General features: G+C 70.4%; 11 protein-coding genes. All 11 read left to right on the forward strand.

The window, feature by feature from the left end:
• Positions 1-20: 20 nt before the first annotated feature.
• The 11 genes from ABD080_RS02520 (at position 21) to ABD080_RS02570 (ending at position 13060) form a co-directional block, all read left to right on the forward strand.
• Positions 21-455 (forward strand): (deoxy)nucleoside triphosphate pyrophosphohydrolase, encoded by a 435-nt coding sequence (locus tag ABD080_RS02520; protein ID WP_343903532.1) that lies wholly within the window; start codon positions 21-23, stop codon positions 453-455.
• Complete coding sequence (locus ABD080_RS02525) at positions 455-3595, forward strand: DEAD/DEAH box helicase (protein ID WP_417281881.1); 3141 nt, start codon at positions 455-457, stop codon at positions 3593-3595. Before ABD080_RS02520 ends, ABD080_RS02525 begins: the two co-directional genes overlap by 1 nt.
• A 281-nt stretch (positions 3596-3876) precedes the next feature.
• Positions 3877-4425, forward strand: a complete 549-nt coding sequence (locus tag ABD080_RS02530) for a VOC family protein (protein WP_343903534.1) — start codon at positions 3877-3879, stop codon at positions 4423-4425.
• A 77-nt stretch (positions 4426-4502) separates the two neighbouring features.
• The gene (locus tag ABD080_RS02535) at positions 4503-5993 is read left to right on the forward strand and encodes a C69 family dipeptidase (RefSeq protein WP_343903535.1); all 1491 of its coding nucleotides are present in this window, start codon (positions 4503-4505) and stop codon (positions 5991-5993) included.
• 5 nt (positions 5994-5998) lie between these two features.
• Positions 5999-6733, forward strand: a complete 735-nt coding sequence (locus ABD080_RS02540; RefSeq protein WP_343903536.1) for a DUF429 domain-containing protein — start codon at positions 5999-6001, stop codon at positions 6731-6733.
• A 124-nt stretch (positions 6734-6857) separates the two neighbouring features.
• Complete coding sequence (locus tag ABD080_RS02545) at positions 6858-7808, forward strand: LysR family transcriptional regulator (RefSeq protein WP_343903537.1); 951 nt, start codon at positions 6858-6860, stop codon at positions 7806-7808.
• Between the two features lie 216 nt (positions 7809-8024).
• Positions 8025-9419 carry an MFS transporter gene (locus tag ABD080_RS02550; protein ID WP_343903538.1) on the forward strand — a complete coding sequence of 465 codons (1395 nt, stop codon included), beginning with the start codon at positions 8025-8027 and terminating at the stop codon, positions 9417-9419.
• Positions 9420-9472: 53 nt separating this feature from the next.
• Positions 9473-10801, forward strand: a complete 1329-nt coding sequence (locus tag ABD080_RS02555; protein WP_343903539.1) for a flavin-containing monooxygenase — start codon at positions 9473-9475, stop codon at positions 10799-10801.
• The gene (locus ABD080_RS02560) at positions 10798-11241 is read left to right on the forward strand and encodes a RidA family protein (RefSeq protein ID WP_137768992.1); all 444 of its coding nucleotides are present in this window, start codon (positions 10798-10800) and stop codon (positions 11239-11241) included. Before ABD080_RS02555 ends, ABD080_RS02560 begins: the two co-directional genes overlap by 4 nt.
• A complete protein-coding gene (locus ABD080_RS02565; RefSeq protein ID WP_137768993.1) occupies positions 11238-11912 on the forward strand; it encodes a DUF1028 domain-containing protein in 675 nt (224 codons plus the stop codon). Before ABD080_RS02560 ends, ABD080_RS02565 begins: the two co-directional genes overlap by 4 nt.
• Positions 11912-13060: an amidohydrolase gene (locus tag ABD080_RS02570; RefSeq protein ID WP_343903540.1), complete on the forward strand. Its 1149-nt coding sequence runs from the start codon at positions 11912-11914 to the stop codon at positions 13058-13060. The genes ABD080_RS02565 and ABD080_RS02570 overlap by 1 nt, the downstream gene beginning before the upstream one ends.
• Positions 13061-13138: the final 78 nt, after the last annotated feature.

Raw genomic sequence — 13138 nt, forward strand, 5'->3', positions numbered from 1 at the left:
CGCCTGTTGAGGAGCCCACTGTGAACGCCGTCCCTATCGTGCGCGTCGTCGGCGCCGTCATCGTGCGTGACGGCAGCGTCTTAGCGGCCCGCCGGAACCCCGAGCGCAGCGCGGGCGGACTCTGGGAGTTCCCCGGCGGCAAGGTCGAGCCGGGCGAGACGCCCGAGCAAGCGCTCGTGCGCGAGCTTGACGAGGAGCTGTCCGTGAAGGTCGCCGTCGGCGAGTTGGTAGATCGCAGCCTCAGCACCGTGGGCGAGAGGACGATCGAGCTCGGCTGCTACGTGGCCACGCTCACCGGAGCCGAGCCCACCGTGAGCACGGACCACGACGCGATGCAGTGGATCCCGCTCGCCGAGCTGGACCAATGGGACTGGGCGCCCGGCGACGTTCCCATCATCCCCGGGCTGCCACAGAGGATCCGCGACCTCCGCGATCACGAGAGTGAGGCGCAGTGATCCCAGCCGACCGACTCGACCCAGGCCTATACGAGCTCCTCGTCACCACCGGTCTCGCTGATCTCATCACCACCGCCGAGGCCAACGGCTTGACCGCGCCCACGACGGACGTGGACGCTGCCGAGGTCACCCACGTCCTTACGCAGCACATCAGTACCGTCGTCGAACAAGCACTCCGCGAAGCTCCGCCGGAGCAACGCATCGACCTTGCCAACTCAGTGTTGAGCGCTCTGCCGCTTGCGGGCCAACAGGGACAGGTCTCACCCGGGCCGCGCCTGCTGACCGAAGTGTCCCGTCCCGGCGCTATCCCGCTGGACCGGCCGGCGACGCGTCTCAGCGACGTGGCGCTCATGACCAACGCCCGCAATGACCCGCAGCTCGGCTCGGAGCTCCGCCGGGAGATGGCAAGCGCCGATCGCATCGACCTGCTGTGCGCCTTTGTGCAGTGGAGCGGGATCCGGGTGCTCGAGGATTCCCTCAAAGCTGCTGCCGACCGCGGAGTGCCGATCCGAGTGCTCACCACCACGTACATCGGGGCGACGGACCGCCGGGCACTGGACTACTTTGTGCGCGCGCTGGGTGCCGAGGTGCGCATCAACTACGACGCGCAGTCCACGCATCTCCACGCAAAGGCGTGGATGTTCCACCGCGACAGCGGGTACACCACGGCCTACGTCGGCAGTTCGAACATGAGCCGCGCGGCGCTCGTGGACGGCCTCGAGTGGAACGTGAAGCTCTCGCGCCCGGTCACCTCCACACTGCTCGACAAGTTCGCGTCCACCTTTGACACCTATTGGGACAGCAGGGAGTTCGCCTCCTACGATCCCGACGCAGACGCCGAGTACCTTGACGCGCTTCTCGCGAAGAACGGGGGCCGCGGCCGCAGCACGTTGGTCGGTATCAGCAGCCTCGATGTGCGCCCCTACCCGCATCAGCAGGAGATCCTCGACGATCTCCAGTCCGAGCGCGAGACCCGCGGTCGGCACAAGAACCTCGTCATCGCTGCGACGGGCACCGGGAAGACGGTCGTCGCTGCCCTCGACTACAAGCGGCTGCGCCCGTCCGCGCACCAACGGCCACGGCTCCTGTTCCTCGCGCATCGCAAGGAGATCCTTGAGCAGTCCCTACGCACGTACCGCGACGTTCTCAAGGAAGAGGCGTTCGGTGAGCTCCTGGTGGACGGGCACCGCCCTCTGAAGGGGACACACGTCTTCGCGTCGGTCCAGTCGATGGCGCGTACACAGGAGCTCGAGCGGTGGGGCCCTTCGCATTTCGACATCGTCGTCATCGACGAGTTCCACCATGCCGATGCGAACTCCTATCGGCGTGTGCTGGACCACTTCACCCCGACGGAGCTGCTCGGCCTCACGGCGACGCCCGAGCGGGCCGACGGCGTGAACGTCACCCAGGCGTTCTTTGACGGACGAGCCGCGAGCGAGCTTCGACTCTGGGACGCCCTCGAGGCCGATCTTCTGGTGCCCTTCCACTACTTCGGTATCGGCGATGGTGTGGACCTCCGCTCCCTGCGCTTCTCCCGCGGCCGCTATGACACCGGCCAACTGGAGCAGGCCTTCACCGGCAATGACGCACGCGCCGCGAAGATCCTCGCGGCCGTCGAGGACAAGGTCACCGAACCCCAGAGCATGCGCGCGTTGGGGTTCTGCGTCAGCGTGGAGCACGCGCACTACATGGCACGGGTGTTCAACGACGCAGGCCTGCCGGCGCTCGCCCTCTCCGGGGAGTCACACCCTGAAGAACGACGACGTGGTCTGGAAAGCCTGCGCAGCGGCGACGTGACCTGCCTGTTCGCGGTCGACCTGTTCAACGAGGGCCTCGACATCCCGATGATCGACACGGTCCTCATGCTGCGGCCCACGCAGTCCTCCACGATCTTCTTGCAGCAGCTGGGCCGCGGGCTGCGACGCGCAGAAGGCAAGTCCGTGCTCACGGTGCTCGACTTTGTGGGCTTACAGAACGAGGCCTTCCGCTTTGATCTGAAGTACCGCGCGCTGACCGGGCTCTCCCGGAACCAGCTCCAGCGCAACATCGAAGAGGGATTCCCGTTCCTTCCGCCCGGCTCCCAGATCGTCTTTGATGCCGTCGCCCAGGACATTGTGCTGAGCAACGTGAAGAAGCAGCTCAAGCTCTCCACCAGGGACCTCGTCGCGGATGTGCGCCAGCATCTTCCCGAGAACGTCGCCCCGGAGGACTACAACCTCGGCACGTACCTCGAGTCCGCCGAGCGTTCCCTCGCAGATGTCTACGCCCCGCCGACTCGTACGTTCGGCGGGAACCAGAGGGCATCGTCCTGGTCGGCACTCGTGGACTGGGCCTTCCCCAACGTTGAGGTGCAGGGCGAACTGTCCGTCGAGGATGACGTCCTTCTTCGACGCGTCAGGACGCTCACCCACGTGGACGACGCCGACCGGATCGCTGCCTACCGTTCACTCCTCGCCGCGCCCGAGCTTCCCGCCGACGTCGAGACGAACCTGTACGCCGCGATGCTCTACTTCTCGATCTGGTCGACCGGCACACGGGGCATTCGCGCCGGCTTGGAAGAGCTGCGCTCACGGCCGCTCGTTGTGCGGGAACTGCTCAACCTGCTGGAGTACAAGGCTCAGGCCGGCCGCGTACGCCCGGAGCCCCTCAGCGGCCGTTCTTCGGCGACACCGCTGCGCTCCCACGCGACCTACTCCCGCGAAGAGCTGCTTGCCGGGCTGGGCCTCGGAACGCGAGACATCGGGACACCGGGAGCCATCCGCGAGGGCGTGAAGTGGCTCCCCACCCTCCAGGCTGACGCCCTCCTCGTCACGCTCAAGAAATCAGAGACCGACTACTCCCCCACCACGATGTACCGCGACTACGCGATCAACCAGAACCACTTCCACTGGGAATCGCAGAGCACCACCGGCGCCCATAGCCCCACCGGTCAGCGCTACATCAACCACGCCGCCCGTGGTTCCGACGTCATCCTCTTCGTGCGCCGCTCGAAGACGGGAGACCTCGGGACGGAGCCGTACACGTGCCTCGGGACGGTCCAGTTCCAGCAAGCGACAGGGTCGAAGCCGATGCAAATCGTCTGGAAGCTCGATCGGGAGATGCCGATGGATCTGTTCTTGGAGGCGAAGGCAGCGGTGTAGGCCGCAGCCCCGTCGGCCGCATTCAGTGCAGGTGGACGTCAATCCACCTCAATCACGAACTTCCCCGAGGCATCGGTGAACAGCGCCGTCTACCCCGGAGTCGCGCCCCGCCCAGGGCGTCGAAGACGTGGTGTGGGAACGCGTCGAGGTCTGCCATGCGCCGACTCTGGCAGAGCGTCGCCGGCGCGGGGCCGGAACAGGGGACGTCGGCCGCCCCAGGCCGCGCGAGTACGTTGGCCTTGGACGCGTGCACCGCGCATCACCCGAGAGAGGACGCCCCCATGTCAGAGTCTCCCGCTCCCGCCGCCGGCTCCCTGCCCCGCGGCATCCAGCACATCGGGGTGACCGTCCCCGATCTCGATGCCGCCACCACGTTCTTCGTCGAGGGGCTCGGCGCGAAGGTCGCCTACGACGGCCTCACCCCCGAGGACGAGCCGCGCCAGGGCGAGGAGGTGGAGCGTCAGCTGGGGCTACCCTCCGGCGCCGCCATCCATCGCCAGCGGATGATCGTCATCGGCGAGGGCCCGGGGCTCGAGGTGTTCGAGATCAGCGGGGAGCAGCGCGCGGCGTCCGGACTCGCGGACTTCGGCCTGAACCACATCTCCCTGTACTGCGATGACATCGAGGGCAGCCTCGACCGGCTCGTGCGGGCAGGCGGCACGGCGCTCTCCGAGGTGCACGGCAACAGCCGCCACGAGGACTCGCCCGGCAACGGCAGCGTCTACGTGAAGGCCCCGTGGGGGATGCTCATCGAGCTGCAGACGATCCCCTCCGGCCACTACTACGACGAGGACTCGCAGGCCGAAGTGTGGATGCCCTCCCCGCGCTGATCCCGGCCGGCCCCCTCCGCGCCCGGTCGTAGAGTGGCGGGGCCCTCCGCATCCCCTCGCACCAGGAGCCCTCGCCCATGCCCTGCACCACCCTGCTCGTCGGCCGGAAGGCCAGCGCCGACGGGTCGCCGATCGTCGCCCGCAACGAGGACTCCGGCAACGGCACCTTCGACCCGAAGAAGGTCGTCGTGGTGCAGCCGGCCGATCAGCCGCGCACCTACACCTCGGTGATCGACAAGCGAACGATCGAGCTGCCCGGCGATCCCCTGCGGTACACCGCGATCCCGAATGCCCTTCCGGACGAGGGCATCTGGGCCTGCGCCGGGATCAACGCCGCGAACGTCGCCATGAGCGCCACGGAGACGATCACGAGCAACCCGCGGGTGCTCGGCGCGGATCCGCTCGTCGAGCACGATCCGGCGACAGGCACGCCGGGAGGCTTCGGCGAGGAGGACTTCGTGACCCTCGTGCTGCCCTACATCCGCTCCGCGCGCGAGGGCGTCGAGCGGCTGGGGGCGCTGCTCGCCGAGCACGGAACCTACGAGATGAACGGGATCGCGTTCAGCGACGAGCAGGACATCTGGTGGCTCGAGACGGTGGGCGGGCACCACTGGATCGCGCGGCGTGTGCCCGAGGACCATTACGTGACGATGCCGAACCAGCTGGGAATCGACTCCTTCGACCTCGACGACGCCGAGGGCACCGGCCGCGACCATCTCGCGAGCGCGGACCTCCGCGAGTTCCTCGCGACCCACCACCTCGATCTCACGCAGCGCGACGCGGGCGACGCGGCGCCGTCGGTGTTCAACCCGCGCGAGGCGTTCGGCTCCCACAGCGACTCCGACCACGTCTACAACACGCCCCGCGCCTGGTACATGCAGCGCACCCTGAACCCGGGCAGCGAGGACTGGGACGCGGGCCTGCCCGGCGCGAGCCCCGACTCGGACGACCTCCCGTGGAGCCGCCGGCCCGAGCGCCTGCTCACCGTCGAGGACGTGAAGGACGTGCTCAGCTCCCACTACCAGGGCACCGTCTTCGACCCGTACTCCTCCCGCGGCACCGCGGCGGAGCGTCGCGCGTTCCGGCCCGTCGGCATCAACCGCCACAACGCCCTCGCGATCCTGCAGATCCGCCCGGAGCTGCCCGAGTCTCATCGCGCGCTGCAGTGGGTCGCCTACGCGTCGAACCCGTTCAACACGCTGATCCCGATGTTCACGAACGTCGAGGAGGCGCCCGCATACCTGGGGACCACCGACGCGACCGTGAGCACCGACAGCTTCTACTGGACCTCCCGCATGATCGCCGCCCTCGCGGACGCTCACTTCCACGAGGTCATCCCCGCGATCGAGCGCTACCAGCAGCGCACCCTCGCCCTCGGCCACGCGGCCGTGCACGCCGCGACCGAGGCCGCCTCATCGGCCGACGGGGCCGCCGTGCCCGGCCTGCTCGCCGAGGCGAACACCGCCGTCGCCGAGCAGATCCGCACCGCGACCGACGCCCTGCTGGGCGAGGTGCTGCTCATAGCGAGCAACCACATGTCGAACCGGTTCTCGCGGTCGGACGGTTGAGCACGGTGGCGACGCGGCTGTTCGTCGGCATCGACCTCGCAGCGGACCCGCGCCGGACCGGCCTCGCCGCCCTCCGCGAAGAGGGCGACCGGGTCCGGATCGAGGACGTCCGCGTCGGGGCGAGCGATGACGACGTGCTCGCCGCCGTCGTCCCCGCAGCGAAAGCCGGCGTCGACGTCCCCTTCGGCTGGCCTCGGCAGTTCGTCGACCTCGTCGGCGGGCATCATTCCGGCCAACTCGCCGTCCCGGAGGACACCGGCCCGGAGTGGCGCCGTGACGTGCTCTATCGGAGGACCGATCTCGAGGTGCGCCGCCTCGTCGGCAAGACGCCGCTCAGCGTCGCTGCGGACAAGATCGCGTACCCGGCGATCCGCTGGGCGGCGATCGCAGCGCGACTGCGGGAGCAGGGCATTCCCACCCCGCTCGACGGCACGGGCGTGACCTGCGAGGTCTACCCGGGCGCTGCTCTGGCCGCGTGGGGTTTCGGGGCAGTGCGCTACAAGAAGGCCACGGGAGCACAGGTGCGCGGCGAGCTCGTGGAAGCGCTCGGCGCGCGCTGGCCGTGGCTCGACTGGGCGGGACACGAGGGGCTGTGTGCAACCACCGACGATGCGCTGGACGCCGTGATCGCCGCGGTCGTCGCGCGCGAGGTGTTCCACGGCCGGGCCGTCTCTCCGCCTGTCGAGCTCACCGCTGCCGCGGCGGACGAGGGGTGGATCTGGCTGCCGACGCCGACTTGATCTTCCCTCGGGTCCCGCGACCGTCGGGCGGCCGGGCGCAGCACCTCCGCGGAACGCGAGGAGAATGACCCACCAGCGGATGCGCGATCCGCCCACTGCCATCTCGTTCGCGCCAGGAGCATGCATGACGATCAGGCGACGGGACATCTCGCTCACCCAGCTGGCCTACTTCGTGGAGTCCGCGGAGCGCGGCAGCATGACGGCTGCCGCGGAGGAGCTGTTCATCGCGCAGTCCGCTATCTCGACGGCGATCTCGCATCTCGAGCAGCAGCTGGGGGTGCGGCTGCTGATCCGCCAGCGCGCCAAGGGCCTCCAGCTGACCGCCGCGGGCGAGGACTTCCTCCAGCGTGCCCGGCAGATCCTCGCGGAGCTCGACGACGCCGTCGCGTCCGTGCACTCCGAGTCCCTCAGCGGGCGGGTCAGCGTCGGCTGCTTCCGCACCCTGGCGCCGTTCTTCCTCCCCACCCTCGTCCGGGACCTGGGCGAGCGGGCGCCGGGGCTGCACGTGGACGTCACCGAGCTGACGGCGCACGAGGTCGCCCCCGCCCTCGCCGCGCATCGGATCGAGGTGGCGCTGACGTACGACCTCGGGCTGCACGCAACGGTGCGTCTCGAGACGCTCGCTCAGGTGCCGCTGTACGCGGCGGTCGCCCAGGACCATCCGCTCGCGGGGCGCGAGGCGGTGAGTCTCGCCGAGCTCGCCACCGAGCCGCTGGTGCTGCTGGACCTTCCGCTCAGCCGCGACTACTTCCTGCGGACCTTCACCGATCACGGGCTCCAACCGACGGTCCGCTACCGCTTCGAGAGCTACGAGGCGGTGCGGGCGATGGTCGCCATGGGGCACGGCTTCACGCTGCTGAACCAGCAGCCGAAGATCGAATCGACTTATTCCGGCGGGAGCCTTTACCACATTCCGATCATCGAGCAGACGCGTTCTCTCGACATCGTGCTGGCGTGGAATGACGACGGCGCACTGCCCACGCGCCGGGCGCGCGCCTTCGCGGAGGCGTGCCGTGCGGTGATCGCCGGCAGCACAGCATCCGAGGAGCCCAGTTCACCCACTTCACCTGTGTGAACGGCCGATCCGTCGCCCTCTCCCCAGGCTCCCGGCAGCCCCGGGGCGAGCGCGGACCGCGACTGATGAGACCGCTCATCACGCTTTGATCACGGCGAAAAACGCCTGGCTATATCTCGAGAACAGAAGAACTTCTTCGCGTTCCTCTATTTGCGTGATTCCTCGGGGGTCCCGATTCTGGTCGGACCCATCAGCCCCCGAGGAAGGGGATTCACCATGACCGCCCCCGCCGTCCCGGACCCCCGCCGGTCCCAGGTGGACCGCCGCGCCGTCCGCACCAGCACCATTGCCGGCTCGATCGGCGTGCTCGTCCACTGGTTCGACTGGGCGGTCTACGCCTACATGGCGACCACGATCTCCGCCGTCTTCTTCCCCGACGCCAGCAGGACCGCCGGCCTGCTCGCCACCTTCGGGGTCTTCGCGATCTCGTTCCTGGTCCGCCCGATCGGCGCGGTCGTCTTCGGCCGCCTCGGCGACAAGCTCGGCCGCACCACGACCCTCACGGTCGTCATCCTCTCGATGGCCCTATCCACGCTCGTGCTCGGCGTCCTCCCCGGCTACGCGACCATCGGCATCCTCGCGCCGATCCTGCTCATCGCCACCCGCGTGGTGCAGGGCCTCGCCGCCGGCGGCGAGTTCGGCAGCGCCGCCGCGTTCCTCGGCGAGTTCTCCCCCGCGCACCGCCGCGGGTTCGGCTGCAGCTGGCTCGAGTTCGGCAGCCTGCTCGGCTTCCTGCTCGCCTCCTTCATCGTGCTCGTCCTCGAGACCGTGTTCACCGGCGACCAGATCACCGGCTGGGCCTGGCGCATCCCGTTCCTCGTCACCGTTCCGCTGGGCCTCATCGGGTTCTACATCCGCCGACGCATCGAGGACACCCCCGAATTCCGTGCCCTGCAGGAGCTCGAGACCGTCTCCTCCTCCCCCGTGCGCGAGGTGTTCCGCTCCAACTGGCGCGAGTTCCTCAAGACCTGCGGCATGGAGATCTTCATGAACGTGACCTTCTACGTCGTGCTGGTCTACCTGCTGACCTACCAGGAGGTGAACCTCGGCTTCGACGCCGGCCGCGCCGCGCTCCTGTCCACCCTCGGCTCCGCGCTCGCGCTCGTCGTCGTCCCGCTCGCCGGCGCCGCCTCGGACCGTGTGGGCCGCCGGCCGGTGCTGTTCACCGCCGCGATCGCGCTCACGGTCCTCTCGGTGCCGCTGTTCGCCCTGATGCGCGTCGGCACCACCTGGGCCGCGCTCACCTCGACCATGGGGCTCGCGCTGATCCTCGCGATCATCCTCGGCACGCACGCCGTGACCGTCGTCGAGCTGTTCCCCACCCGTACCCGGCAGACAGGCCTCTCCATCGCCTACGCGCTCACCGCGGCGCTCTTCGCCGGCACGGCCCCGTACGTGCTGACCTGGCTCATCGACACGACCGGCAGCACGATGATGCCCGGCTACTTCCTTGCGGCCGTCGGCGTGGTCGGCATCATCACGGTCGCCACGATCCGCGAGTCCCGCGGCATCGACCTCATGAAGGACGAGGACCTCGGCCCCGCCGCGACCGCCCCCGCGCCGGCGGCCGTGACGGTCCCCCCGTCCCCGCCCGCGGCGCCGCTCGTCTGAGTCCCGACGACGGACCGCCCCCACCGCACTCCCCCACCAGGAAGGTCAGCACCATGCTCGCCTCACCCCACCCCACCGAGACCACCGAGGTCGTGGTCGTCGGCGCCGGGCAGTCCGGCATCGCCGCGAGCGCCCACCTCACCCGCCTCGGCATCCCCCACCTCGTCCTCGAGAAGGCCGACGTCGCCGACCGCTGGCGGCACGGCCGCTGGGACTCCCTCGTCGCCAACGGCCCCGCCTGGCACGACCGCTTCCCCGACATGGAGATCCCCGGCGTCGGCCCCGACGAGTTCGCCACCAAGGACCAGATGGCCGACTACTTCGGCGCCTTCGCCCGCAGCGTCGACGCCCCCGTCCGCACCGGCGTCGAGGTGCTCTCGGTGTCGAGGCGGGAGGGCGCCTCCGGGTTCCTCGTGGAGACGAGCGAGGGCACCATCGCCGCGGGCAACGTGATCGCGGCGACCGGTCCGTTCCAGGTGCCCGTCTTCCCCCGCATCATCGGTGGGGACCTCGTCCCGCATCAGATCCACTCCGCGGAGTACCGCAACCCCGACCAGCTCCCCGACGGGGGCGTGCTCGTGGTGGGTGCCGGATCCTCCGGCGCCCAGATCGCCGAGGAGCTCCGCGCGGCCGGGCGACAGGTGCACCTCTCCGTGGGCCCCCACGACCGCCCGCCGCGCAGCTACCGTGGCCGCGACTTCGTCTGGTGGCTGGGAGTGCTCGGCAAGTGGGACGCCACCGCACCGGACTCGGATCATGTCACCATCGCGGTGAGCGGCGCCCGCGGCGGCCACACCATCGACTTCCGCGAGCTCGCCGCCGCCGGCATCACGCTCGTGGGACGCACCGAGGCGTCGGCGGGCGGCGCGCTCCGCTTCGCGGACGACCTGCAGCGCAACATCACCGCCGGCGACGCCAACCTCCTCGAGCTCCTGGCGGAGGCCGACGCCTACGTCGAGGCGAACGGGCTCGATCTTCCCGAGGAGCACGAGCTGCACGAGCTCGGCCCCCTGCCGGACTGCGTCACCGACCCGGTGCGCTCGCTCGATCCGCGCGCAGCGGGCATCACCTCGATCATCTGGGCCACCGGCTACGTCCAGGACTTCAGCTGGCTCCGGGTCGATGCCTTCGACGGGGCCGGCCGGCCCGCGCACCTGCGCGGCGTCTCCACGGAGTCCGGCATCTACTTCCTGGGCCTGCCCTGGCTGTCGCGTCGCGGTTCCAGCTTCATCTGGGGCACCTGGCACGACGCGATGCACGTCGCCGATCACATCGCCACCCGCCGCCGGTACGCGCAGTACGCGCCCTCGGCGCAGACCTCACCGCCCTCACAGGCCCCGTCCCGTCCCGCTCAGCAGCTCCTGGAGGAGATCTCCCGATGACCACGCACACGCGCATCCGCCCCTTCAACACGAAGGACACCTACCCCGAGCAGAACCTCGACAACGACCTGTGCCAGGCCGTGGTCGCCGGCGGCGTCGTCTACCTCCGCGGGCAGATCGGCCAGGACCTCGAGACCCGCGAGTCCGTCGGCATCGGCGACGTGGAGGCCCAGGCGGAGAAGGCCATGGCGAACATCGACATGCTCCTGCGCGAGGCCGGCAGCCGCCTCGCGGACGTCGTCAAGGTGACCGTCTACCTCACCGACATCCGTTACCGGGAGACGGTGTACCGGGTGATGGGACGCTGGCTGAAGGGCGTGCACCCCGTCTCCACCGGCCTCGTCGTCGAGGCCCTCGCCCGCCCCGAGTGGCTCGTCGAGATCGACGCGACCGCCGTGATCAGCGACCCGAAGGACGACCACGAGGTGGCGAGCGCATGACCTTCTCGATCGTCGCCCGCGACGCCCGCACCGGCGCCCTCGGCATGGTGGTCAGCTCGTCCAGCCCCGCCGTCGCCTCACGCTGCCTGCACCTGCGCGCCGGCGTCGGCGCCGTCGCCTCCCAGAACGTCACCAACCCCGCCCTGGGCCCGGCCGTCCTGGACCGTCTCGAGGCCGGGCTCCCGGCGAGCGCGGCGCTGACCGCCGTGCTCGAGGACGAGCAGCACCCCGCCTATCGGCAGCTCACCGTCGTCGACGCGCAGGGCAGGACCGCCGAGCACTCCGGCGAGAACGCCCTGGGCACGCGCGCGAGTGCCACCGGCGACCAGTGCGTCGCCGCCGGCAACCTGCTGGCCGACGAGGCCGTGATCCCCGCGATGGTCGCCGCTTTCGAGGCGAGCGCCGGCGAGGAGCTCGAGCGTCGCCTGCTCGCTGCGTTCCGCGCCGCCGTCGAGGCGGGCGGCGAGGCCGGGCCGATCCGCTCCGCCGGTCTCGCCGTCGTCGACGACGTGCCCTGGCGGACCACGGACCTGCGCGTGGACGACGCCGAGAACCCCCTCGGCGAGATCGCCCGGCTGCTCGAGCTGTGGCTGCCGCAGAAGGCGGACTACCGCGTCCGCGCGCTCGACCCGACCGCGGCCCCGTCATACGGCGTGCCGGGGGACGAGTGATGACGGCGGCGCTGCTCCGCACGGTCGAGGACGACGTCGAGGCCCGGCGGGAGGAGCTCGTGGGGATCAGCCACCACCTCCACGCGCACCCGGAGACCGCGTGGACCGAGCACGCCTCCGCCGCCTTCCTCTCCGAGCGCCTGGAAGCCTGGGGCTTCGGCGTGGAGCGGAGCGCGGCCGGTCTGCCCACGGCGTTCGTCGCCAAGCACGGCACGGGCTCGCGGACGGTCGGCGTCGTCGCCGAGTACGACGCCCTCCCGGGGCTCGGCCACGCCTGCGGCCACAACGTCATCGCCGCCGCCGCGCTCGGTGCCGCGCACGCCCTGCAGGCCGTCGCGAGCGAGCTCGACCTGAGGATCCGCGTGATCGGCGCGCCCGCCGAGGAGGGCGGCGGCGGCAAGATCCCCCTGCTCGAGGCCGGAGTCTTCGACGGCCTCGAGGCCGCACTGATGATCCACCCCGGGCCGGCCGACGCCGTCCTCGCCCGGCCGCGCGCCGTGGCGCACTTCGACGTCGAGTACCAGGGCACGGCCTCCCACGCCGGCGCCTACCCGCACCTCGGCGTCAACGCCGCCGACGCCTTCACCGTCGCCCAGATCGCCATCGGGCTGCTGCGCCAGCAGCTCCCCGACACGATCCGCGTCCACGGCATCGTCCAGGAGGCGGGCACCGCACCGAACGCGATCCCCGGCAGCTCGCGAGGCTCCTGGTACGTCCGCGCGGACACGCTGGACGAGCTCGACGTGGCCTTCGAGCGGGTGCGCGCCTGCTTCGAGGCCGGGGCGACCGCGACGGGCTGCACGTGGGAGCTCACGGAGACGAGCCCCCGCTACGCCGAGTTCGACAACGACCTCGAGCTCGCCGGGATCTTCACCCGCCTCGCGGCCGCCCAGGGACGGGACATGGACCTCGCCGAGGACGGCACCCGCGGCATGGCGACCGCCTCGACCGACATGGGCAACGTGTCCGAGCACGTCCGCGCGATCCACCCCTACCTCGGCATCGACTCCCTGCCCGCCGTGAACCACCAGCCCGAGTTCGCCGACGCCGCCGCCACGCCCGCCGCGGACAGGGCCGTGCGCGACGGCGCGGTGCTGCTCGCGCAGACCGTGGTCGAGCTGCTCGCGGGCGGCGGGGACGAGGGCTGAGCCCACCCCCCACCCCGGCGGCCAGGCGGATCACCTCGAGCATCGGGGTAGGGGCCGAGGAGCCGAAGGAGCTGACTT

The organism is Brachybacterium rhamnosum (assembly GCF_039526185.1).
Taxonomy (GTDB): domain Bacteria; phylum Actinomycetota; class Actinomycetes; order Actinomycetales; family Dermabacteraceae; genus Brachybacterium; species Brachybacterium rhamnosum.